General features: G+C 48.7%; 22 protein-coding genes. 6 read left to right on the forward strand and 16 right to left on the reverse strand.

The features are described 5' to 3' along the window. Window positions 1–105: 105 nt before the first annotated feature. The 4 genes from NDA01_RS15325 to NDA01_RS15340 all read right to left on the reverse strand — a co-directional run bounded on the left by NDA01_RS15325 (window position 106) and on the right by NDA01_RS15340 (window position 4,736). Complete coding sequence (locus NDA01_RS15325) at window positions 106–1,821, reverse strand: diflavin flavoprotein (RefSeq protein ID WP_348228605.1); 1,716 nt, start codon at window positions 1,819–1,821, stop codon at window positions 106–108. Then, window positions 1,808–2,485 (reverse strand): hypothetical protein, encoded by a 678-nt coding sequence (locus tag NDA01_RS15330; protein ID WP_348228606.1) that lies wholly within the window; start codon window positions 2,483–2,485, stop codon window positions 1,808–1,810. The genes NDA01_RS15325 and NDA01_RS15330 overlap by 14 nt, the downstream gene beginning before the upstream one ends. Before the next feature lie 8 nt (window positions 2,486–2,493). Further along, a complete protein-coding gene (locus tag NDA01_RS15335; RefSeq protein ID WP_190432428.1) occupies window positions 2,494–2,817 on the reverse strand; it encodes a helix-turn-helix domain-containing protein in 324 nt (107 codons plus the stop codon). 191 nt (window positions 2,818–3,008) lie between these two features. Beyond that, window positions 3,009–4,736 carry a diflavin flavoprotein gene (locus NDA01_RS15340; protein ID WP_348228607.1) on the reverse strand — a complete coding sequence of 576 codons (1,728 nt, stop codon included), beginning with the start codon at window positions 4,734–4,736 and terminating at the stop codon, window positions 3,009–3,011. Window positions 4,737–4,867: 131 nt separating this feature from the next. Here NDA01_RS15340 and NDA01_RS15345 point away from each other — a divergent pair, with 131 nt between their 5' ends. Then, complete coding sequence (locus NDA01_RS15345; RefSeq protein WP_348228608.1) at window positions 4,868–5,671, forward strand: pantothenate kinase; 804 nt, start codon at window positions 4,868–4,870, stop codon at window positions 5,669–5,671. On the opposite strand, the gene NDA01_RS15350 is transcribed toward NDA01_RS15345, so the two are convergent. The 11 genes from NDA01_RS15350 to NDA01_RS15400 form a co-directional block, all read right to left on the reverse strand. Beyond that, window positions 5,663–6,481 carry an alpha/beta fold hydrolase gene (locus tag NDA01_RS15350; protein ID WP_348228609.1) on the reverse strand — a complete coding sequence of 273 codons (819 nt, stop codon included), beginning with the start codon at window positions 6,479–6,481 and terminating at the stop codon, window positions 5,663–5,665. The genes NDA01_RS15345 and NDA01_RS15350 overlap by 9 nt on opposite strands. A 192-nt stretch (window positions 6,482–6,673) precedes the next feature. Beyond that, entirely contained in the window at window positions 6,674–7,129 is a 456-nt protein-coding gene (locus tag NDA01_RS15355) for an NUDIX hydrolase (RefSeq protein ID WP_348228610.1), read from the reverse strand. Window positions 7,130–7,208: 79 nt separating this feature from the next. Next, window positions 7,209–7,670, reverse strand: a complete 462-nt coding sequence (gene bcp / locus NDA01_RS15360) for a thioredoxin-dependent thiol peroxidase (RefSeq protein ID WP_348228611.1) — start codon at window positions 7,668–7,670, stop codon at window positions 7,209–7,211. Between the two features lie 40 nt (window positions 7,671–7,710). Further along, entirely contained in the window at window positions 7,711–9,126 is a 1,416-nt protein-coding gene (gene argH, locus NDA01_RS15365; protein WP_431193417.1) for an argininosuccinate lyase, read from the reverse strand. A gap of 142 nt (window positions 9,127–9,268) precedes the next feature. Beyond that, window positions 9,269–9,517: a hypothetical protein gene (locus NDA01_RS15370; RefSeq protein ID WP_348228612.1), complete on the reverse strand. Its 249-nt coding sequence runs from the start codon at window positions 9,515–9,517 to the stop codon at window positions 9,269–9,271. Between the two features lie 170 nt (window positions 9,518–9,687). After that, on the reverse strand, window positions 9,688–11,112 hold the full coding sequence (locus NDA01_RS15375; RefSeq protein ID WP_348228613.1) for a GAF domain-containing SpoIIE family protein phosphatase: 1,425 nt from the start codon (window positions 11,110–11,112) through the stop codon (window positions 9,688–9,690). Window positions 11,113–11,501: 389 nt separating this feature from the next. Next, a complete protein-coding gene (gene ftsY / locus NDA01_RS15380) occupies window positions 11,502–13,292 on the reverse strand; it encodes a signal recognition particle-docking protein FtsY (protein WP_348228614.1) in 1,791 nt (596 codons plus the stop codon). Between the two features lie 158 nt (window positions 13,293–13,450). Beyond that, the gene (gene nusB, locus NDA01_RS15385; RefSeq protein WP_348228615.1) at window positions 13,451–14,074 is read right to left on the reverse strand and encodes a transcription antitermination factor NusB; all 624 of its coding nucleotides are present in this window, start codon (window positions 14,072–14,074) and stop codon (window positions 13,451–13,453) included. A 60-nt stretch (window positions 14,075–14,134) separates the two neighbouring features. After that, window positions 14,135–14,863, reverse strand: coding sequence for a DUF502 domain-containing protein (locus NDA01_RS15390; RefSeq protein WP_190432413.1), 729 nt, complete (start codon window positions 14,861–14,863; stop codon window positions 14,135–14,137). Between the two features lie 387 nt (window positions 14,864–15,250). Next, window positions 15,251–16,138: a glycosyltransferase family 2 protein gene (locus NDA01_RS15395; RefSeq protein ID WP_348228616.1), complete on the reverse strand. Its 888-nt coding sequence runs from the start codon at window positions 16,136–16,138 to the stop codon at window positions 15,251–15,253. A 128-nt stretch (window positions 16,139–16,266) separates the two neighbouring features. Next, the gene (locus NDA01_RS15400) at window positions 16,267–17,055 is read right to left on the reverse strand and encodes an HpsJ family protein (protein WP_348228617.1); all 789 of its coding nucleotides are present in this window, start codon (window positions 17,053–17,055) and stop codon (window positions 16,267–16,269) included. Window positions 17,056–17,780: 725 nt separating this feature from the next. On the opposite strand from NDA01_RS15400, the gene pgl reads away from it, so the two are divergent. The 4 genes from pgl to NDA01_RS15420 all read left to right on the forward strand — a co-directional run bounded on the left by pgl (window position 17,781) and on the right by NDA01_RS15420 (window position 21,750). Beyond that, window positions 17,781–18,503, forward strand: a complete 723-nt coding sequence (pgl, locus tag NDA01_RS15405; protein ID WP_348228618.1) for a 6-phosphogluconolactonase — start codon at window positions 17,781–17,783, stop codon at window positions 18,501–18,503. 64 nt (window positions 18,504–18,567) lie between these two features. Continuing rightward, complete coding sequence (locus tag NDA01_RS15410; RefSeq protein ID WP_348228619.1) at window positions 18,568–19,332, forward strand: double zinc ribbon and FHA domain-containing protein; 765 nt, start codon at window positions 18,568–18,570, stop codon at window positions 19,330–19,332. Between the two features lie 253 nt (window positions 19,333–19,585). Then, window positions 19,586–21,007, forward strand: a complete 1,422-nt coding sequence (locus NDA01_RS15415) for a protein kinase domain-containing protein (RefSeq protein ID WP_348228620.1) — start codon at window positions 19,586–19,588, stop codon at window positions 21,005–21,007. 44 nt (window positions 21,008–21,051) lie between these two features. Next, complete coding sequence (locus tag NDA01_RS15420; protein ID WP_348228621.1) at window positions 21,052–21,750, forward strand: lecithin retinol acyltransferase family protein; 699 nt, start codon at window positions 21,052–21,054, stop codon at window positions 21,748–21,750. Window positions 21,751–21,932: 182 nt separating this feature from the next. Here NDA01_RS15420 and NDA01_RS15425 read toward each other — a convergent pair whose 3' ends face one another. Then, window positions 21,933–22,955 (reverse strand): hypothetical protein, encoded by a 1,023-nt coding sequence (locus tag NDA01_RS15425; protein ID WP_348228622.1) that lies wholly within the window; start codon window positions 22,953–22,955, stop codon window positions 21,933–21,935. Between the two features lie 86 nt (window positions 22,956–23,041). On the opposite strand from NDA01_RS15425, the gene NDA01_RS15430 reads away from it, so the two are divergent. Beyond that, window positions 23,042–24,355 carry a hypothetical protein gene (locus NDA01_RS15430; RefSeq protein WP_348228623.1) on the forward strand — a complete coding sequence of 438 codons (1,314 nt, stop codon included), beginning with the start codon at window positions 23,042–23,044 and terminating at the stop codon, window positions 24,353–24,355. Window positions 24,356–24,364: the final 9 nt, after the last annotated feature.

Here is a 24,364-nt window from a genome sequence, read left to right on the forward strand (position 1 = left end):
ACCAACATTTTAGAATCTGTTTGGCGATCGCTCAAATTCAATACTTTCTTTCAAACAAAATAAGGTGTGTGAATCACGCACCTTACGGTTCACCAGCAAACGCGTTTAATAATGGGTGCCAGTTTTGCGGTGGTGGACGGCGGTGAGGGCATTAGACTGTTGCAGGACTTTGCCGTTATCTGCGATCGCGTACAGCAACCAATGATCGCCACATTCCATCCGGTTTTCGATGCGGCATTCTATATAAGCCAGTGCATCTTTGAGGATAGGGGCACCATCGCTAGCGGTTTCTGTTTCTACCCCCAGAAAGCGATCTTCCGCAGGACCGAACGGCTTCAGAAATTGCTTCATTAAACCGATGTGGTTGCCTTCCGCCAGAACGTTGAGTACAAAGCGGCTACCGGGATACATCAAGGATTCGATCGCCCGCTCTTTTGCCACAGCCACAGTCAAACCTGGCGGGCTAAAGGTGGCTTGAGATACCCAGGAAGCCAACATCGCACTCGCCACCTCTTCTTGCTTGGAAGTAACGATGCAAAGCGAACCGACAATTCGGCCTACCGCTTGCTCCAATGAGGTCGCAGGTTGTCTCGGCTCTCGTACCTTTTTGGCTTTCTTCAGCGCTTGGGCAAAGTCAGTGCCCGCCTCTTCGCACATTTTGATTGTGACTTCCGTGGGTTTGAACTTGACCCGAATCGTCTCAAAACCCAAGGTAAATCCAGCATCCTTAAACTTACCTTCGATCAGGTCGATCGCCTCCCCGCTCCAACCAAAAGAACCAAACACTCCAGCGAGTTTGTTCTTAGCTGCCGTAGAGAGCACAATTCCTAGTGCGGTTTGAATCGGGGTAGGAGCATGACCACCCAAGGTGGGCGAACCCATGATGAATCCGGCGCACTTCTCCACCGCTGCTTGGATTTCACCCGGTTCAGCAATTTCGCAGTTGATGGATTCTACGGCAACACCTGCTTTGGTAATGCCTCGCGCGATCGCCTGAGCCAGAGTTGCAGTGTTGCCATAGGCCGAGGCGTACAGCAGTGCCACTGAAAGTTCTTGCGACTTCTGCTGTTGGCTCCACTGCTGGTAGTTATGGGTTAGTTCTGTGAGGCCATAGCGTACCAAAGGCCCATGTCCCGGCGCGTAGAACTTCACTGTTAGATCAGCTAGCTTATCCAGCGCTGTCTCAACTTGACGGGCATGAGGAGCCATCAAACAGTCGTAGTAGTAGCGGCGATCGTCACTGAAGACGGTCCAGCCTTCATCAAACACTTGGTCACCACAGACATGCGCCCCAAAGAATTTATCGGTGTAGAGAATCTGGGTTTTGGGGTCGTAGGTGCAGAGACTATCGGGCCAGCGGGGGCTAGGCGTGGGGATAAATTGTAAACGGTGCCCCTGACCCAGATCTAAGGTTTCTTCTCCACGCACCACCAGAATATTGAGGTCTTGTTCACCTAGCGCCTTGCGGAGAGCGATCGCCCCTGGATTGGAACAAACAAAGGTAATTTGGGGCGCAATGTCGAGCAAGGCTTGCAACGTGATCGCTCGGTTAGGGTTGACGTGCCCCAGAATTACATAATCCAGTTGCTTCAGATTCAGCCGCTTCTTTAACTCGGTGAGATAGGTTTCTGCGAATGACTCACCCGGTGGATCAATCAGAGCAGTTTGGTCCCCACGAACCAGGAAAGAGTTGGCTGTGGTGCCTCGCTGTCGGGCGTACTCAATCTCAAAGCGGAGACGAGTCCAACTGCGCGATCGCAAAGCGGTTGTATCCAGGGCGATCGGTAAGATTTGTACGTCTCTGGGTTTAGTTTCCACCATAGATTCTCGCTTTGGGAAAATGTTGCTTGAGAAAATTGGGACTACAGCCAAAGCGCAGCAGCATGTTTGGCAAATCTGCGCGTCTAACATCCATCAGCGCCAGAATAGCTTCGGCTTGCGCCGCGCGGGAATTTTTCTTTAAAACCGCATCTAATTTTTCTTGGCGATTTGTCTTTTGCTCTGCGGTCAGTGACACATCATTTCTAAAGTAATTTTCTAAAAAATCAACTCCATCAGTGAGGTCAGGGCAAAGATTTAAGATCCGTTCCACATCGGTCCAAAAGGCGGCGGTGCGACCTGTTTCTTTGGAAGCAATCAAGGCGTAGGCGACGCGAATCAACCGGGCGTAGATAATCTTGATGTCTAACGTAAAAAAGCCCGTGTCAGTCCGAGCATTCATCAATGTGACAAATCCCACACCAAAACCTAGCGCTTGGCTCACCAAGGCCCAGTCGATTGTGGGTCGAGTTGACATCGAAGTGGTCATCCAAAACAGGAAACAAGGAACCAAAAACTGGGCGGCTGCCCACACCCAAACTCCCCCAGTTTTGAAAGGCTCAAAAAAAGGGAGGAATTTGCAGTCATCTGCTAGCTGTTTAAATGCCACTGCAATATTGATCACCCCTGGAATTGCTAACACTGAGAGCCAGGGCAACCAATCCATCAATTCACTCACGCTTCCTGATTCAGAGACAAGATAGGGTGTAAATGTAAATGTCCTTTCGAGGTCAGGATGAAGTAGGTTTTAGAGTTGGAGTGAATTGCCACTGGAGCTTGCGGGTGTCCCCAAGGCAGCAACTGACTCATGAGCCACTGACCATGACCGTGATGGTTTTCAGCGGTCGCTCGGCTGGTGTCAATGTAACCTTTCTGCCAGAGCTGCTGCACAACTTCGTGCATTTCGCTGATCGGGCAACCCAAGGCATGAGCTAAGTTTTCTACGGTGAGCGGTCTCCGTTCTAGCGCGCTCAAAACCCGCGTTTCATCGACGTTCATAGTCCACCTGTCCGAGTGCTCTTATCGTAGCATCACTCTCTTTGCCTCACTTTAATGTCTTTGTCAACCTGGCGAAACCTCCTTTCGGGTCATTCAAGTTGACCTCTCCCCAACCCTCTCCTACAGGCAAGGGGCTTTAAGTCGTTCTATCTTTCTCCCCTTCCCTGCCAGGGAAGTAGTTGGGGTTAGGTCTAGTAATGGTTGCCCACTTTGCGATGGTGCACAGCTGTGAGGGCATCAGGATTAGAAACTCGTCCCTCTTGCACCGTGCTGTAAACGATCCAGTGGTCGTTGCACTCCATACGGCTGCTGACCTCGCACTCTAGGTAAGCCAGCGCTTCAGTAAGAATGGGTGAACCGTTCTGAGCAGGTTGTGTTTTCACTCCAGCAAAGCGATCGGCCCCTGGTGGAAATCGCTTCAGGAAGTGTTTCATTAATCCCAGGTGATTGCCTTCTTCCAATACATTGAGGACAAAGCGATCGCCCACTTGCATTAGAGATTCGATCGCCCGATCTTTCGCAACTGCGATCGTGAAGCCAAGCGGAGTAAAGCTGGCCTGGGCTACCCAGGAGGCTAACATCGCCCCGCCGACATTGCCTTTTTTCGCAGTGATGATGTACAGACCGCCACTGATCCGTCCCAAAGCTTTGTCAAGGTCGCTGTTGAGCGACTTCATCTGTTGGATAGCGCGATCGCGAGTCAGCCACTGGCCTAAGTCAGTCCCTGCTTCTTCGCAGAGCTGGTAAACCGACTCGTTGGGCGTGTCTTTTATCCGCACCGCTGGGAAGGCTACGGTCAAGCCCGACTCTCTGAACCGTGTCAAGAGGGGATCAACAGGTTCATCTTCGCCGCCGTAGGATTCAAAAATCCCCACGGCTTGCTTGTCTTTCGCAGCGGCTAAGACTGTACCAAGAGCGGCTTGAGCGGTGGCTGCGGCTGGCCCCGATACAGGGGGAGTAGCGATCGCTAAACCTGCCGAGCGACTCACCAGTTCTTGTACTTCTTGCGGATCTGCCGATTTCAAATCCATCATTTCGACAGCGACACCCGTTTTGGTAATACCCCGTGCCAACGCTTGCGAGAGGCGATCGCTGTAGCCGTAGTCAGATACGTAGAACACCGCCACAGTTTTTTCTGACTTGGCTTTGGCTTGGCTCCAGTTGCGGTAGCGATCGACCCACTCCGCCACGTTGTAGTACAGCAGCGGCCCGTGTCCAGTGGCAATCTGCTTCACTTCTGGTAGTTCACCCATGCGCTTCAGGGCAGACAGCACCGAGCGGGCATTGGGAGCCATCAAGCATTCGTAATAGAACCGAAAATCGGCTTCGATCTCGCTCAAGTCTTCGTCAAAGGTGCGATCGTCGCAGAAGTGCATGCCGAAAGCATCGCAGGTGAAGAGAATCTGCGTTTTGGTGTCGTAACTGAAGATGGTGTCAGGCCAGTGCAGATTGGGCGCGATCACAAACTCCAATTCGTGACCATTGCCCAAATCCAAGCGATCGCCATTTTTAACAATCTGCCGCTTAAACGGTTGGTGTACCAAATCTTCGAGAAACTGAATCGCTACCTTGGAACCCACTACCGTCGCTTGGGGAGCTAAGGCCAAGACATCCCGTACTAAGCCGCTGTGGTCGGGTTCCGTATGGCTAATCACCAAATAATCGATTTTGGCTGGGTCTACGACCTGAGTCAGCGTCTCTAAGTAGAGTTGGCGAAACTTCTCATGAGACGTATCGACCAGCGCAATCTTTTCGCCTTTAATGACAAAGGAGTTGTAGGTCGTGCCATTCTTCAGACCAAACTCGATGTCAAAGCGATCGCGGTCCCAATCTAATGAGCGAATCGTGGTGGTTTCCGCAGCAATTTCGCTCGTTTGTATTGTCAATCTACGTTGAGCCCGGTCAGTCAGCACTACCATGTAAAATCTCCTCGTCAAACCTGGCTGAGGCGATCGCCTTTCCCTATTGTCACACGTTGATTTAAAAAGCTGGGTTGAAAGACCTGATAGGTAAGTTAAGCAATTCTATATGTATTTATACCTAATCGCTTGTGGATAAGAGCTGGCTCGCTTTGATGATTGGCAATTCTCGGTTGCATTGGGCTTGGTTCGATGGAGACCAATTGCAATCAACCTGGGATAGTGAGCATTTGGTAAACTCTGACCCCCCTAGCCCCCCAAATTTGGAGGGGATTTTAGAAAGAGCTTCACTTAGTAGTAGGGAGAGGGCAGTTAGGCGATCGAGAGAAGAGAACCTTGATGAATTACCGATTGTCTTAGCCTCTGTCGTTCCAGACCAAATCGCCATTTGGCAAGGTTATCCTCATCTACAAATCCTCACGCTCGAACAGATTCTGCTAGAGCACAGCTATCCCACTCTAGGAATCGATCGCGCCTTGGCTTTATGGGGAGCGGGAGAAGTGTACGGTTGGCCTACTTTGGTGATTGATGCGGGCACAGCACTCACCTTTACAGGCGGCAATGCACAACGACAGCTAGTAGGCGGTGCGATTCTGCCAGGACTGAGTTTACAAGTGCGATCGCTGGCTCAGAAAACCGCTGCTCTACCTGCGATCGCCTTACCCGAAACGTTACCAAAGCGCTGGGCCAATGATACGGAAGACGCGATCGCTAGCGGGATTATCTACACGGTTTTGGCGGGAGTGGTGGATTTTGTCCAAGCTTGGCGGCAGGAGTTTCCTGCTAGCGCTGTGGTGATCACGGGGGGCGATCGCGCACTGCTACACCATTATTTGCAAAGCCAACATCCTCAACTAGCCGCTCAAGTTACCGTTGACCCCAACCTCATTTTTTGGGGCATGAGGGCTTGTCGCGCTGAATCAGCTTCAGCTTGAAGAGGATGAGATGAAATCTCGAATTTCCTGAGCGACGGCTGCTGGGGCTGTGAGTGGTAGTTCTACGCCACCTTGCGGCACAATTCGCCAGTTCGCAGTGGGTGTTAGCTCGGTATAAGTTTGGCTGAGTAGTTTGGCTGCAAACGTATCTTGTTCACTTTGCAATACTATGACCGGAACCTTGAGCCAATCAAGCCTCCCCTGCAACTGCTCTGCTTGGATTTCACCTCGTCGGCGTTGAAATAGTAAGCGACAAGCAACAGGAGATTTCAGCAGTTGTTTTCGCCATTGGAGAGCACGTTCAACCCGTTTTTGCAGACCTAATAGAGGTGCGATGGGATACAGCGATCGCAGCAACCAAAATGGCAGGGGGGGTTGAGAGATTAACCACCTAGCCCACCACCAACGCCGCCCCAGCTTCTGCACCTGAATTCCTTCCGGAGCCAACAGTACCAAGCCACGTACCTGCTCTAGATACTTCAGGGCATAACTCGCCGCCACCCAAGCCCCCAGAGAATGACCGACTAGATACACTTGCCGCAAACGCAAACTTTCTAGATACTCTGCCAGCATCTCGACTTGCAACTCAATCGAATAATGGACTTTTGGTCGCTCCGAATCACCAAATCCCAATAAGTCAGGTACAAAACAGTGGTACTCCTTTCCCAACTGCTCAATTACTGGCACCCATTGACTGCTATCACTCCAAGAGCCATGCAGAAATACCAGCGCTGCTCCCTGACCAATTTCACGCCAGAAAATTTGCCCTTGAGACAGCTTCAATCGAGAATTACGCAGCGGTAGAGACATCTTAATCAAGGAGGAAGGATGAGGGAAGAAGGATGAAACAGGAAGGGTGAGGGATGAATGGGCCTAACTTTCATCCTTAGATTACGGCAGTGTCGTAAGTCAATTCAATTTCATTCTTCATGGCAATTGAGAGGAATAACAAAGGCGTTGCAAACAATTTCATCCTTCCTCCTTCCTCCCTCATCCTTAGTATTAGGCCAGTGTTGTTAGCCCATTCAAATAATCTTGAAGTTGGCGATCGTGATCGTGGGATAGGTTACCTAAGGGCAGAGCGTCGGTGGCAAAAGCCTGTACTTCCATCACTTCTAGAGTGTCTTGTGCCTGCATTGTTCCTTGCACTTCAGCTTCCACAACTACGCAGACTGAGTGGATTCTGGGATCGCGATCGGGTGCAGAATAAACTCCCACTAACCGTCGAATTTTGACTAGTTCCAGACCTGTTTCTTCCGCCAACTCCCGCTCAACTGTAGTAGGGATATCTTCTCCCCAGTCCACCATGCCACCAGGTAATCCCCATTTCCCATTGTCCTGCCGTCGAATCAGGACAATTCGACCGTCAGGCAGGAGCGGGATAATACTCGTACCAATAATGGGGTGTCGGAAGATCAATCCCAGTATGGTTTGAATCAAATGCCAGAACCGACGCATAAAGCAGGGCTGTCATACGAGCAGAACAATGGAAGCCGAAAGTCGATGCAATTAAACCACGCACCCATTCTTACAGTCTTCACCCAAGCAAGTGAGCCAGAATTTCTGTGGCATGAGATTCCGGTTTCACCTTGCGGTAAATTTTCTCAATCGTACCATCTGAGCCGATCACAAACGTGTGACGATGTACGCCCACGAATTCTTTGCCCATAAACTTTTTCAACCCATAGCTGCCGTACACTTGGGCTACTGTGGCATCTTCATCGCACAGTAAGGGAAAGGGCAACTGATATTTCGTCGTGAATTTGGCGTGTGCCTTCGCATGATCGGTACTAATGCCCAAAATCACTACATCTTGGGACTCATAATCCGAGTAGGCATCCCGAAAGCCGCAAGCTTCTTTGGTGCAGCCGGGAGTGTTGTCTCGCGGGTAAAAGTACAACACAACTCGCTGGCCTCTCAAGTCTGACAAGCGGACTAAATTGCCGTGCGTATCCAGCAAACTGAAGTCTGGTGCAAGATCACCAACCTGGAGAGACATAGACACTATTTACGAGGTGAAACTGTATGAGGGGAGGGCATTAATCCTGACGCAGCCGTTGTCGGGCATTTTCGATCGCTTGTCTCACTTGCTCAAACCCAGTGCCGCCATAGCTGTTGCGGGCTGCGACGACTTGACGAGGTGCGATCGCCTGATATATATCTGCTTCAAAGGCAGGATGCAGAGTTTGCCACTCGTCTAAACTCAAGTCCTTGAGCAGCTTGTTGGCGGCTAAGCAAGTCCGCACCACTTTGCCGACTAAGTTGTAAGCTTCGCGGAAAGGCACGCCTTTGGTCGCCAGATAATCGGCGACATCTGTGGCATTGGAGAAATCTTCTGCTACTGCTTCGGCTAAGCGAGAAGTGCGGAATTCTATCCCTTCTTGCAGCAAAATGGTCATAGCTTCTAGACAGCCTCGGACAGTCTTGACCGCATCAAACAAAGCTTCTTTATCTTCTTGCAAGTCTTTGTTGTAAGCCAAAGGTAAGCCTTTCATCAGCACCAGCATGGCTTGTAAATGCCCAAAGACTCGCCCAGTTTTGCCCCGCACCAGTTCTGGTACGTCGGGGTTCTTTTTCTGGGGCATGATGCTGGAGCCTGTGGCACAGCTATCTTTGAGGGTGACGAAGCTAAACTCTTGCGAAGCCCAGAGAATCACTTCTTCCGACAGACGGCTGAGGTGCATCATGATCAAGCTGGCAGTCGAGAGAAATTCGATCGCAAAGTCGCGATCGCTGACGCCATCCAAACTATTCGCATAAACGCCATCGAAGTTGAGTAGTTCAGCGGTGTAGTGGCGATCGATCGGGAAGGTGGTTCCTGCTAATGCCCCACATCCTAAGGGCGACACATTCACCCGGCGATACACTTCTCCGAGCCGCTCCCAATCGCGCTGTGCCATTTCGAAGTACGCCATCAGGTGATGCGCCAAACTAATCGGTTGAGCCCGCTGCAAATGGGTGTAACCAGGAATCAAAGTTTCTACATGCTGCTCGGCTAGGTGAAACAAAGCCGTTTGGAACTCCCGCACTTGAGCGCGAATCTCCTGCATTTGGTCTCGTAAGTAAAGCCGAGTGTCAGTGCCAACCTGGTCGTTCCGCGATCGCGCAGTGTGCAGCTTTTTGCCCAAATCCCCCAAAATTTGCGTTAGGCGACGTTCAACCGCAAAATGTACATCTTCGGCATCAATACCTGGGCTGAAGAAACCTTGGCGATATTCTTGCCGAATTTGATCCAGCCCCTTTACAAGTTGATCCCCTTCGTCTGGGGTAATAATGCCTGTGTGAGCCAGCATTTGGGCGTGAGCCTGCGACCCAGTCAAGTCATACTCTACTAACTCGATATCAAAGCCAATGCTGGCATTGAATTGAGCGATCGCTGGGTGTAGCGCAGTTTCAAATCGCTGACTCCAAGTTTGGGAGCTAGCAGCAGGTTGGGGCGGCAGTTCCGTATCCAAGGTTGTTTTCCTGAATTCAATCAACAGCGTCGAAAACTCATCTTGATATGAGCGATGCCTCCTAAAATGCAGTCCGAGCTACCAGCATCGAAGGCCAATCTAGGAGGCAAAAATTTATCTAAATCACGGCTTAGAGGTGAGTTTAATAGGAAGTCATACTGCGAATCATGTAGCCCAAAATAACTCCGATTAATAAAGCCCACACTTGGCCTGTTTTTACAAAGTTGTTAAATCCCTTCTGCATATCTGCCAAAATGTCTTGGTTATATTGTTTGGCCAATATTGTCCAGTCATGAGGGACATGCCAAGCTAAGCCTTGCTGGAGCCAGTCACCCCAATGTGTGGTGTGATTCAACCAAGTTGTCATGTCCTGCATTACGTGGATGACCATTGCTACCATCTCCTCATCAAATGTTGGGACTACTAAAAGGTTTAAGACTAAAAGGCTAATCCGTAGCAAGCGATCGCAGTCTTTTGGTGCATCCCAGCAGCTTTACTACTGCAATTAGCACGTAACAATAGAGTCGCAGATTTTTGGCACTTGTAAAGTAAAAATCGCGATTAATCTGGCGAGTTGATTTGCATGACAATCAAAGTCATGTCATCACCGTTGCGATTGCCTGCTCCAATAAACTGCTGCACTTGGGCAAACAAATGCTCCAGAATCTCTTGGGGGCTTTCGCAATGACCACAAGCCCAGTGGAAGGCACGAGTTAGATTGTCTTCATCAAAGCGATCGCCACTACGGTTAGCTGCGTCGGTAAAACCATCGGTGTAGTAAATCAGCGTATCCCCCGGCTGTAGCTGGATTTGACCATCTTGGTAATGGGTATCTGCATCTAAGCCGATCAGCATGCCCAGAGTGTCTAAGCGCTTAATCGAGTCGGTTGAGGCTTGCCAAAGCAACGGCGGGTTGTGCGCGGCATTACTGTAGGACAGCATCTGCGTCTGCGGATCATACTCCGAGTAAAACAGAGTCACGAACCGATTGGAATTTTCCAAATCTGCATACATGACTTGATTCAGGTGTTGCAGAATCCGCGCGGGAGAGTGCCCATTCAATACTTCTGCCCGCAGCATGCCCCGTAGCATGGTCATGATCAGACCAGCGGGCACGCCCTTCCCCATGACGTCACCAATAGAGACGCTCCAACGGCCCGCTTCGCCACTACCTGTTTTGACCGAGCGCAAACGAGCGTGAGGAATGGGGATGAAATCGTAATAATCACCTCCAACTCGATTCGCCGTTTGACAACGAGCGGCCAGTTCTGCGCCTCGAATTTTGGGACACTGGCGTGGCAAGAGCTGTAATTGAATTTCTGCCCCAATTTCTAGTTCGCGATCGAGCCTTTCTTTTTTGCGTAGCTCTACCGTGAGTTCGTCATTTTCGATCGCCACAGCGGTTTGGTCAGCCACCAAGCGTACCAATTTTTGCCGCGTTTCTGTCCAGGCATAATCCACAGCTCGGCTAAAAACGTAAAGTCTACCCCGCTCAGCATTTTTGACCAGAATCGCGGTGCCAAACAAATGCACATCTGGCCCTAAGTAATGACTGACCTGATGGTCGAGAGCCGCAGTCATTTTAGCAGGGGCGATCGCGCCTCCGGGTGTGGCAGCGGCAGCGGCTAACTGACGGGTCGCGGTTTCTAGCGCTTTACGAATATCGTGGCACTGGCGGCTGTCCTGACAATGCAGCCGCTCTAGCCGCATCTGTCCATTGGGTTTGAACAGTACTAAGGCTCCACCATCCGCATCAGTCACCCGACTCGCCATCAGCGGAATCAGCTCTAGAAACTGGTTTAAGTTATTGAAGCTCCGTAGAGCAAAGCTGAGCGAGCTTAACAAGTCTTGGATTTTGTGCTGTTCCCGATGCAACCGCGCCACCAGTTCCTTCAGAGCGAAAACTGGCGTCATATCGGGGGAGGTGCCGCCACTGGTGCGGTCAGAGGGTTGGGAGGGCTGTCGAGGAACAGGCACAGCAGTCATTAGCGCAATGTTAAGTTGTCATTGAGAACCGAAAAGTTGAACGTCAACAGGTGAAAGAAGATAAATTCTCTACCTGCAATTTGAACAAATTACTGGAGAGACAGCTTATCACTATTTACAGAATTTGCGCTCTAGTTTTACTGGTTTAAAGTCAGCAAACTGATGAGAATTTGTAAAGCATCTAGTTCACTACAAATCTAGTTTGCTAAAAAATAGTGTGATGTTTAACCAAGGTTAAGTGCTTGGTACAAGAATCAACTCAATACCAGTAAGTTCCGCCAACAGGATTAAAGTTGGCGCAGAGTTGGCATAAATTCTAACGAATCTGTTGATACTAGCAGAATTGTTCCTGAGCAGCGCCAATCTCTTTGAGGTGACTTGCGAGTGAATCAACCTGCTAGAAGCGCTTCCACAAACTCATAGCTAGAGAACGGTCTGAGATCTTCAATCCCCTCACCCGCCCCAATAAAGCGAATGGGTAGGCCTAACTGCTGCACCACCGCCAGAGCGATTCCACCTTTAGCGGTGCCATCCAACTTGGTCAGAACAACCCCACTCAGTTGTGCAGCTTCTAGAAATACTTCGGCTTGGCGTAGCCCATTTTGGCCCAACGTAGCATCCAAGACCAACAAAGATTCAATCTTGGCATCGCCTGCTTTCTTGTCAATAATGCGCCGAACCTTGCTCAATTCGTCCATCAAGTTTTTCTTGTTTTGCAAGCGCCCAGCCGTATCCACTAATAACAGCTCGGTCCCTCTAGATTGAGCCGAACCGATGGCATCGAAAACGACCGCTGCTGGGTCTGTATTTTGTCCAGGGTTGGAAATGACTTCAACACCACTACGCTGTCCCCAAACCTTGACTTGTTCGACAGCGGCGGCTCGGAAAGTGTCGGCAGCGGCAATTAAGCAGTTGTACTCCGATTTCTGAGCTAAATGGGCTAGCTTGCCAATGGTGGTCGTTTTACCGGCACCATTCACGCCTGTAATCAACCAAATGTTTAAGGTATCTTTTTCGGGCGCAAAAGTAGGGTTGTAGGACTTGCCCAATGGCCGATCCAGCATATCGCGGAGGATCGACTTCAGGTAAGCGATCGCCTGATCCGGAGGCAGTGCTTCTTCCCGCAGTTTCTTCTGGAGGGAGTCAATAATGCGGTCTGTGGCAGCTACGCCCACGTCGGCTTGGAGCAACAGCGCCTCAATTTCTTCGACAGCGTCTTGGTTAAGCGGCCCTTGTCCGACGATCGCCTTGAGTTGGTTGACCAAGCTGCGGCGAGTCTTGTCTAGCCCTTGGCGTAATCGCTTCAGCCAAGTGATTTCTTCAATCGAAATTTGGTCTGGGCGGCGACCTTGAGCGGCTAACACCTCAGCAGACCACAAGAAGCCTTCATCAAAGGCAATTTCAGGCACAGCCTCTTGAACTGTGGCAGTTGGCTGAGCAACTTCTGGTTCGGGTGCTTCGATGGCGGTGGCTTTGAGACGCTCTAATCTCGCTTGCCGATCCGTTTCCGCCTGTGCCCAGAAGGGCAACGGTGCTGCTTCGGTAGATTCTGATGCTTCTGTAGTTACTTCTAATGTTTCTACTGCTAGAGGTTCTACAGGGATGGTTTCTGGGGCGATCGCAGGGGCTTCTATTTCTTCCGATGCTAATGCTGCGATTGGCTCGGCGATCGCTTCCTCAGGAGCTTCAGGCTGCTCAGGAGTTTCAGGTTGTTCAGTTGGTGTAGATTCGCTGACTTCGGCGGTAAGTTCAGCAGCAGTTGGAGCGATCGCGGGTTCAGCTATAGGATCTTCAGCAGTGGCTTCCTCTAAGGTCTCTGCGACTTCTGGCACTTCTAGCTCTTCAGCTACAGGCTCTTCAGTAGCGAGTTCCTCGGGTGCTTCTGCTACAAATTCTTCAGCTGCTGCAGGTTCCTCAGTGGCGGGTTCTTCGATAGCGACTTCGTCGGGTGCTGCTTCTGGCTCAACCTGCTGTCGCTTTTGAATATTTTGGTAAGCTGCTTTGGCCCAGTTGAGATAATCTTCCGCCACTTCTTCGGTGGCAGTTGCGGCTGCTTCTGGCTCACTCTGCTCTGGCTCAACCTGCTCCGCTTCAGATGGCTCTGATATTGTTTCTGTCTGGTCAACCTGAGAATTTTCCGAGCGATCGTCAAACTGCCGACGGAACCAATTGAAAACCATTGCAATTTACCTAAAACTGCTACCTAAGGAAATATCGAGATCTCGATAGATCTACTCAATACATCTAACTGTAAAGAAAAATGTTTGTGCTTAAAACTAATCTGAACGCTCAGTTGAGTTCGCAGCAACTCAATCTGACCAAGTTTTTGCTTTGGAGTTTAGACAGATTTGGTTTTGATTTGCTCTGTCACGCGCCGTAGCACACCATTGATGAAGCGGTGTCCTTCGCTTCCACTGTAGCGTTTTGCTAATTCTACAGCTTCGTTAATCGCAACTTTGTCTGGCACGCCCAAATACATGATTTCGGTGACAGCGATGCGAAGAATATCGCGATCGATCCGCGCTAAGCGATTGAGTTGCCAATCAACTAAAGACTGAGTTAGCAATTCATCAACTGCTGCCGTATTGGCATTTAAGGTGCTAATCACTTGCAGAGCATAAGCTCGAACTTCTTTCTGATTCGTCAACTGAATCAGTTCTGGTAACTCAACTGCCATTCCGACGCGATTAATTGCAGTTTGAGCTAAATACAGCGCTTCTTGGACCATGGCTCTGGCACTCTGGACATCGCTCGCTCGCGTTTCGCTACTCAGCAGGCGATCGCTGCCCCGCTTCACTTCTGCTGCTGCGGTTTCTAGGGTTTCCTGAACTTCAGTAGTTAGCGTACGAACAGCGGCCAGCATGATGTTTTGGAGTTGCTGGTCGTCCAGTCGGCTCTGGTTAGCAGGCAACTGGCTAATGCTGAGCAGGGAAAGTTCACGAGCGATTCGGCGAGCTTGCATGGAGAGTTAATTGTCCAGGTTCAGAAGCAGCTTGACTATCTTAACGCTTTAACGCTTGCTTCACTCCTCTTCGAGCGGCAGCGTTAAGGCTTGCCATTGGGGTTCGGGCAGAGGCGTTTCTAGTTGGCGATCGCTGGTGGGTTTCAAGGCCAATGTCGCTTGGGAGGTAGGACTAACAATGCCACCCGACACAATCACCTTAAAGGCATCTTCTACCGACATCGACAGGTTGACTACTTCGTTTTCTGGTACTACGGCATACCAACCCGTCGTCGGATTGGGAGTGGTGGGAATAAATACCCCTAGCATCGACCCAGGCAAGTGCGCCTGAATGTCGCCACTGATCACTCCGGTGACAAAGGCGATCGCCCAGACTCCTCGACGGGGATACTCCACCAACACGACTCGGCGGAAGCGGTTGTTAGAATCTTTCAGCAACGTTTCTAGCAGTTGCTTCAGCGTTTTGTAAACGGCCCCCGCTAACGGAATCGCCTGCAACAACCGCTCCCCAAAATCTAGCAGCCACCGTCCTGCAATATTTCGAGCCATTAAGCCAATTACCAAAATCAAGAGCAATGGCACCGTTAGGCCCACAGCAAAATTGAGGAAGTTGACTAGGATGGGGTGAAAGCCGTCAAAAGGGTTGAGTTGCTTCGGGACGCGCGTCAAAAAGTTAATCACCCAATTAGCAACAGTAATCGTCAACCAGATGGTCGTGGCTAAGGGAATGACAACGAGCAGCCCCGCAATCAGATCATTTTTTAAGTCCTGCTTTAGGCGTTGGAACACAGACAACCCACTCTCCTTCAATCGGCTGGAAAATTTGGCTGCTATCACTAAAGTTGTGAATGAGACTGAGCGGTAAGGAGTTTAGACGGAAACCGTCTATTGAGCTTGGTTTCTCAGGAAGGATTACTTCCATTGTGCCCTGTCTATTTGAATCCCTGATTAGCTGCCTCAAGGGAACGGTGACAACTTAGCGTCTTCTCTTATTTGTCAACCTTGTAAAGATTTATTTCAATTTTAATGTTTATTCCAAAAATTACCGGAGCAGCAGGACTGCATCCGATAACCAAAGGCATATCTTAGAGCAATTATTACCTGTTTGCGGCCTGCTATGTATCCGAGAATACTGCTTTTCTGGATTTGATATTTATGGAATCAAGAATACAGTTGTCAATTGACCGTCACAGAATCTATCTCAGTAGGTTCAGCGATCGCCAAAACATCATCTTCTGACACCACGGGCGGCGGCAAGTGCTTGATTTCCCAAGCTTTGAGCAGAATTAGGTATTCATAAAAAGCTTGCAAGGTACACCAAGCAAACCCCGCTCGGCCATCCAGAATGCCGCCCAGCAAGAAATACATGTAGAAAAAGCGAATCAGCGGCCTGAAGGGCAACCGTAAAGACAAATCTTTGAGTGCGCGCCGTCGTTTTACTTCGGATGAGCCAAAAAATAGATCCTGCCACTTGACGGTGCCCGTTTCTAGCTGCTTTAGGGTTTCCTGGGCTTCGTCGCTGGAGTAGCGGTTGTGCTTATCAATCCACCGACTCAAGCCTTTCCCGCAGGTGTAGTGGGGATAGGTTTCTTTCAGAAATCCGGTGGGGCCATTACACACCTCGCGCTCGGTGTGGCCGTAGTCATCGAACCAAACCTGATCGCGGCGGAAGAGCCGCATTTGATAGCGGGGGTACTGTGTGCTGCGCCGAATCCACTGCCCTAGAAACATCACTCGCTCAGCCACGTAGTAGCCGATGTAGTCCTGGCTTTGCATTGCTGTGAGGCATTCTTGAAACAGTTCTGGCGTCATCCGCTCATCTGCTTCTAGGATGTAAACCCACTCATGCTTGACCGGAACTGATTGGAGCATCCAAGTTCGTTGCCGTCCGTGGCTTTCGAACTGATGCTGCACAACTCGGACAGGATAGCGCTGGGCCACCTCTACTGTGCGATCGCTGCTCAAGGAATCAACCACAACCACATCATCTGAGAGCAAAGCTGACTCAATACAAGCCGCAATCTCAGTTTCTTCGTTGTAGGTGAGGATGTAAATCGAGAACATAGCTCAGCTTTTTGGGTGAGGGGAGGTTAGTGCAGCAGAGGCATTGCGTTGGTAGAGAGGCACCCCCCAGCCTTAGGCATGTCAGTGCTTATAGGCTCGTGCAGCCAGAGATACTCTTGAAGTTATAACTAGCGAGTCGCTTTCCGAGACCCTGCTCCCAATTGCCGCAATCCAGTCCAACCAACCGTAATGTACCCAATTGCTAGGAGCAAACTGCTGAGTCCTACCCGCAATCCAGACTTGAGAAACTCAGCATTGGCACGTTTTTCTAAATCGAGGCGGCGAGTGCGGATCTGAGTTTGAGCATCTTTCGCTTTTTTATCGAGTGCTTGTGGATCAGATTGGAGTTGTTGCTGAATCTGGCTCTTTAGAGCTTGGACTTGGGCTAACTGTTCCCCTTTGATCTGTCCACTCTCGATCGCTTGATTTAGTTGTGAGTCGCTTTTGACCAAACTGTTAATTTGTTGCAGTTGTTGATTGAGTTGTCCCTCTGCTTGTCCCGCCTCTTGAGAAATCTGCGTCCGGGTTTGCTGGTTCGCTCGGTAGGTGTTGCTGAAATGTAGAGGCGACAATACTAAGAAGACAAAACCCAGCAGGCTGGCTAGCAAGAGAGAAGCAAAGCTGATGTTTTGCCAAGCTTTTTGTCGCTCTGGAGGTGCACCCGAAACACTATCAACCCAAACTCCAGTGAATAGGAGGACAAAACCCAGCAGTGGCACAACTCCGCGATCGACAAATTGGCTAAATAGGGCGATTTGCCATTTCAGTCCTTCTAAGCTGCTGAGTTTGGCGGGTACATCGGAGGGTACCAGCAACACGGCATAGTCAATCAGAGCAGCCAGAATCAAAATGATTCCCACGTATTTGAGCGTTTGGGAGGCGATCGCAGAGAGTTGACGGCTATCAGTTGCTTTCATTGGGCTTCAGAGTGGTTTAGTGATTGTCTGCTTCAAGCTGAGCTAGATTCAGCATACTCGTTTGTTATCCCTGTTCACTTGCGAGCAAACAGGACAATGTGTCAAGTACAACCGCTAGTAAATTCTTTCAGTCTAGACAAGTCAAGGTTAGCGGGTCAGAGGAAATTATAAATACGTAACAGGTTAAATTCCAAATCAATTTACTTCTTTCAGGTAACTTTTAATTCCTCTTAAAATTGCCTTTAAGCAATCATTAATAATTCATTTTTTAATTTATCTAAGTATTGACAGGGACGCGATCGTTGTTATAAATGCAGCTAGGAAGTTTCTGGCTACAGTATTTTCCTCCTGCGATCGCGCCATAACTGGCAACCATTTATCTAAATTCAACCTAACTAGTCAGTGATAGATAGTGCCATATCACTGAAAGCTAGATTGATCTAAAGCGGTCAATATGTTAGTTACACAAAAAATTAACTAGCAGTTTTTAAGTTAGGTAGATTTGGGAGCTGTTTAAAGAGTGATGCTTAATACTCGGATGGTCCCTAGCCTGCAAACCTGGAAAAACAGTTATGCAACTCTAAGCTGTGTATCTACCCAACAAGGCTGATTTAGGTTAAAGCTCAGTTATTTATACATAAGGAATATTTGAGAAATCCTTGATGCCAGCATGATAGAACTGCATCACCTCTACCATGCCTATAGACCTGCCTCATCAAAAACCAATGAACAAAATTGTAGAAGTTTTGCCAGACACCACAGCTCTGATTCAGCGATCGCTGGAAGTGGTTGTAGAAAAAATTCAAGCGGCGATCGCAGACCGAGGACAATGCAGCATCGCCCTGTCCGGTGGGAGTACGCCTAAGCCACTATACGAAGCTCTCGCGACTCAAGATTTGCCTTGGGGCCAAATCCATGTGTTTTGGGGCGATGAGCGCTACGTTCCTGCCGATCACCCAGACAGCAACCAGGGGATGGCTCGTAAAGCTTGGCTCGATCGCGTCCAGATTCCTGCCGAGAATATTCACCCAATGCCAACTGCGGCTGCTGATCCGGCGATCGCGGCTCAAGACTACGAATCTCATCTACGAGAAGTGTTACAGGTACAGGGTCAAGCCTTGCCTGCTTTGGATGTGATTCTCTTGGGCTTAGGGGATGATGGGCATACGGCATCTTTGTTTCCGCATACAGCAGCCCTACAAGTGCAAGATCGGCTGATTACTGTGGGAAATAAAGATGGTCAGCCACGCCTCACCTTTACTGCGCCCCTGATTAATGCCGCCAGATACGTTGTATTTGTAGTGGCTGGTGCCAACAAGCAAGCCGCTCTCAAAGAAATTTTTGCCCCTACAGCCGATGCCATGACCTATCCAGCTCGCTTAGTCCAACCGCAAGGAGAACTCTGGTGGTTATTTGACGCTGCCGCTGGACAAGCCATAAATGGTTAAGATTGAGTACTAGACTAGCTGTCTGGTTATCCCCTGGCATGATTTCGGCAGAAGAGAAACTTTCATGATTGTCTGTCCCAATTGCAACCACCAAAATCCTGAAGGCGCAGTGCAGTGCGAGGCTTGCTACACCCCGTTACCTGCCACTACCAACTGCTCCAACTGTGGTGCAACTGTACAGACAGATGCTAATTTCTGCGGTCAGTGTGGCTTTAACCTACGCACTAATACCCCACTACCGGGTGTTGAGGAAACCTCCATGCCCTCCTTTGTAGAATTTGTAGGAGCAGCGACACCCGGTAATTCTAGTTCAGCCAGTCAGTCAGATCTATTTACCACTAATTCTTTGGGGCCAGAAGGCAATGAATTAGGCAACAGTCTGCCTGATGTTGCGCCTCTCTCTGGATCACTAGGCCAGGAATTGCTCCCACCACCCCTCGCAAGTGACTTTCCCGTGCCATCTCCGGTCGTCTCTAGCGACTCCCACACGCGGCTGCAACAACAGACAGCCAAACTACTGCATTTACGCACCGATACGCCTCTGGAATTGCCCCCCCAGTTGTCTCTCATCCACATCGGCAAGTGGAACGATCGCATTCCTCCAGATATTGATGTGTCTGGGTTTCCTGACTCAGAGATCGTCTCTCGTATCCATGCGGATATTCGGGTGGAGGGAGATGCGTTTTACATTGAGGATGTGGGTAGCTCTAATGGCACCTACATCAACAACATGTTGATCCCCTTGGGCAATCGCCATCGATTGCGCTCAGGCGATCGCATTTCTTTAGGAAAGGGCGATCGAGTCACCTTTTTATTCCAGATTTCTTAATAACTTCTTAACAATTTTATCGAATTAAAACTACTAGAGAGCTAGCGACGTAAGCCCTCTAGCCTCTGGGCTGCGTTTGCAAATAAAAAACAAATAATTGCTCACTTTGCCAACTCTGAACTACCATCAATTGATGGAAAATTGCTCAACGAAATTAAGTTGAAGCCGCCTAGGATTAGGATATAGAAAAGCTCTAAAGTTATTGCTGCCTCGGCTGCGATACTTCTGTTATTTCAGACTTAGCATCGCCAGTGTGATTACTCTGACTCTCCTCCATCCTCTCCAGCATATTCCGGTGCAAACCTGGGTCTTCGATCAAGAGCCAGTGATTCGAATTGGGCGGTCAACGGACAATCATGTCGTGCTCTACAGTGCAGTAGTGTCGCGTCACCATGTTGAAGTGCGGCGTAATGGTTCTAGTTGGGAAATTGTCAGCATCGGAACCAATGGTACTTACTTAGAGGGCAAGCGCATCACGCACGCGCCTGTCATTGATGGGGTAATTATTCGGCTTGCCCGCTCTGGGCCGAATATTCAGATTCGCATTGGGGCTGAGGCAATGAAAGAACTGCCTAAAACGCTCTCTGGAGAGCGTACCTTGGCTCAACAAGCACGAACCAAACTAGACGAAGACGCTAGCGATGTTTTAGAGGAGACTAGCGCTCAAGTCAGCACGATTCCTGTGCCTCCGCATTTGCGGTTACCCGCTCCGTTGGAGGAGCCTGATTCTACTCAAACCACGGGCGCAAGAAAGGTTGTCACCGTTGCTGGAGAACGGCAACTTGAACCTACTAAAATCTCTCCAGTTCCAGCCACCAAGGTAAGTTGTCAGCATCAGCGGGCTAGCCCGGAACTACGCTTTTGCCTAGATTGTGGCGAACCGCTCCAAATTCAGCAGCTTTTGGGCAAGTACCAGGTCTTGCAGACGCTGAATCACGGCGAGATGGGCATTACTTACTGGGCTTGGCGAGACGGGCAGAGCGTCGTGCTCAAAACCTTAAATTCAGAATGGTCGGACCATCCGCAAGCTAAAGACTTATTGGCGCAGGAAGTCAATTTACTCAAGCAATTTAATCATCCTGGCTTGCCACGGTTAATCAATACTTTTGCCGTATCGGGGCAGCCGTATTTGGCGATGGAGTTGATCTACGGGCACAGCTTAGCCCAAGATGTCGCCGCGAGCGGTCCCATATCTCTGGTTCAGGCGATCGCTTGGATGACAGAAATTTGTGAAGCGCTCGACTATCTCCACAACCTCACGCCTCCAGTTCTGCATCGAGACTTACAGCCACAGCACTTAATTAGACGAGCCATCCCAGTCAGCGGACATGAAATTGCTTTAATTGGGTTTGGATCAGTTAAGGTTGCGGCAGTCGAACCTGGTAACCCCATTGGCACACCGGGGTATATGGCTCCTGAGCAAGAAGTGGGTGAAACCTCGATCTCATCTGATTTATATGCTCTCGGCCCACTCCTGATTTATTTACTCACTGGGGAAGACCCTAACTTGTTTTACGGCCATCGCGACCAAGGCGCGAGGCTCTACGCTGAGTATGTCCCTGACTTGCCGCCTGCTTTAATTCCCGTCATTCGCACGCTCACCCATCCTCAGCCAGAACAGCGCTACACAACTGCGCGTGAGGTAGCAACGGCGATCGCAGAAATTGCAGTCTAGGATCGAGTTGGCAGATCAGCAGTTCTAGACAGGATATTTATTTCATGGCACGAGGAGATCAGATCTACGTGATGCGCGAGTTTATGGGGCTACCAGGTCTCTATGAGCATCACGGCATCGACTGTGGCGACGGTACAGTAATTCACTACCGCAAAACCGAAGTGGCCAGGATTTCGCGCACCTCAATGGCGGAGTTTGCGATGGGGCAACCCGTCTATGTGAAACGCTACACCACTTCCTATCTTCCCGATGTGGTAATACAACGAGCCGAGAGCCGCATTGGGGAATCAGCTTACAATCTCACGACCAACAATTGTGAGCACTTTACCACTTGGTGCAAAACCGGAGTGAATGAAAGTGCTCAACTTCGCAATTTTGGCTTAGATGCTGTCAGAATTAGCTTGCCTGGAACTGACAAGTTGATCAATGAGGCGATCGACAATTCATCTCCTGCTAAGTCTATGGAGTTGTACCGCCAAGCGCTAGACAACATTGCTTCGGCAGAAAGTACCCTCCGACCGCAGTATCAACACGCCCAAAAAGAAGAGAACACTTGGCACCGTGTGGCTATGGCTGCTCTGAAACAAGGCCGAGAGGAGTTAGCCCGCGCTGCGCTCCACCGCAAAGTCCAATGGAAGAAAACTGCCGCCGACTACAAATCCCAGCTCGATTACCTAGAAACTCTCAAGGCTCAACTCAATCGCGATAGTTTGCCTTTGCGACAGACAATTAGTAGCAACTAGGTGTTTGGGGGCGGTCGCCCTTCCTAGAAACTGGTGAATGCATATGCTCAGTATTCAACTTCATAAGTTGAGCAACCGCAAGAGTAATGATTGCGGTATTGTTCTTTTACATACCGAGTTTAGCTAATCAATAAGCTTCTATAAAACATTATTTTTTTATCATCTATATAAACACCAAAAATTTAATTGGTGGAACTCTCAAGAATACTATTAAAGCTGGCTTTCAACTTCTCTAACTCCTGGCGTTGATGATCGATCCAAGCTTTCTCAGCTAATCGTTGCTCTGGTGTTTCTTGTTGGTAACACTCTTGCTCCTCTAAAAACTCATTGTAGAAAGCGATCGCCTGTTCTAAAGCTTTTTTCATCAAGTCCACTCTACTATCAATCATAAATTTGATCCTTTGATCACTCTTTCCCGTAACTTCCTCTTCGAGCCTGGCAACTTCAGTCCATGGAATGTCTCCCCATTGACTCTTCCAAGCATTGAAAGTTGGAGAAAAAACGCCTTTGAGATAGCTACTAGAAAGGCTAGGCAATAAATTGGTGCAACTTAATTGCATTTCTTTTAGTCTTTTGTCGATCTCTATTACTAATTTATTTTTGCTTTTCAAGTCAAAAAGACTCGCATAGGATTTGATAATAATTGAATACTGGTTGTCAACTTCTTTAACTAGTAAGTTAAGGTCTTTCTTAATGTGACTATCCACTTGTTGAAAGTGTGAAGTCATTTTTGAAAGCATATATTTACTAAAATCCTCTTTTCTGGGCCAGCCAATCCCTGCTTTAAGTTGCTTTTTTCCGTCCAAAAACCATGTTTTTCTTGATTCTTCGATGCGTTCTTTCCACAAGCTTCTTGATTCTTCTATTAATTTAGCTTTTTGATGGGTTGCTAGTTTTTGAATTCTGAAGTGATAGGCACTAATTTCTCCAATCTCCTGCCAGATCTTGTCCCTAGAAGTTTCAGTTATTCTTAGCTTGCTATTCCAAACATCTTCAGCTTCAATTAAATTCTGAAAACAAGGTTTAATTAATTCTTTTAACTTGAGGGCAGATAGCCTTATTTCTTGAATGCAGGGTTGAATCGACGCATTAAGGTTTGTAGCAGTCCCCTTCATCTCTCTGGATTCTATGGAGCTATATTCATTTTTTAATAGCTGGTCAACAGATTGTTCAATACTTTGAAAAATTCTTAAGTGTTCATTCATCCGTGGAATCTCCGGTGCCTGTATATAGAATTAGAAACTAGAATATATCTCAGTTTTCCCAAATTCAACATTAGCTGGATAGCCACATGATGACTTTTATTTTTCCTCCTCATATTCAAGCTGGTATTGCTGCTGGCATTTACAAGCAAGTGATTTCTAAATCTGGCGTACCACTGAGTATGGTAATGGACTTAAATGGTCGCTTTGCTGGTCATGCAGTTGGTAGCGTTCTTAATGACCAGGCTTTGCCCGAACTAGTTTCTGATATTGGTGGTGCTGTCCTTAAAGGTGTAATAAATGGTAGTCCTGTATCACCTTTGATAGGGGGATTTCAAATTATTCAGACCCATAGAGGATTTCAAAAAACTTATGCAATGCTAGACACCCTTCAAACTAGCGTAGGAGTTTTGCAAGCAACTACGGCACTAATTGGAGTTGGCACAGTAGTAGGGGTAGCTCTCACAGCAGTAAATCTTTATCAGACCATGAAGTTACGAGAAGACGTTAAGCAGTTAAGGTTAGAAGTCGTTAACGGCTTCATTGATTTAAAGCAGGCGCTAAAAGATCAAAACAAAATGGTTTTGCAGCGAATTGACGAAGTTGCTGAAGATATTGAATTTAAGCAGCATAGTATAGTTTTAGCTCAAGCTTATGGTCATTTTGTCCAAGGAATAAACTGTCTTAGGGATGCAGCTAAGTTACAAAATCTAGGCCAGCGAAGCGCTCAAATCGATTTAGCGAAGGGGATGTTGTTCAATGCTTTAGCTGCTTACGATAATCCTCAACTTTTAGAGGATGCTAGCTCGGCAGGAATTCTTCGTAGACGCGAATGTTCTTGGGCGATCGAGCAAGCAATTGCACTAGCCTATCAATCACAAGATGCTCATGAGCTAGTCAGCGATCGCATCTCTCAGCTTCAACAAAAAATTCGCAAAGATATTCTGACGGTTGCAGAACGCTGCGAATCTGAGGAAGAACTAGATTTTATATTTCCAGAAATTGTTCGGATTTACATGCATGATTTGGCAGCATTGCAGTCTTGGCAAGGCCATGCTGAGTGGAGGCAATCTCTATCTCCTGAGGAATATAAGGATTTATCAAATACAGAACTTCCAACTTCTGAAGAGAGCGCTACCTTTCAAGAAGCGCCTGTGGTAGACCAACCCGTAGAACAATTGTTGTACAACACTGCAAAATCAAAATCTCATTTCTTGGCTTTGCGAGATCAGCTCAAGTTCCTAATCAAACCAGATTTACGACAAGCTCATGAAGCTTACATCAGCCAACAAGCCCTAGCCTCGGGTCAAAAAGCCCTCTCACCATCCAATTGGCAAGAAGTCCCAGATTTGACGGTTGCCAACCTCTACTGGTATTTCAAATCTCGAAGCGCACAAGCATAAAAAACGAGG

This window comes from Trichocoleus desertorum AS-A10, assembly GCF_039962155.1.
Classification (GTDB): Bacteria; Cyanobacteriota; Cyanobacteriia; order FACHB-46; family FACHB-46; genus Trichocoleus.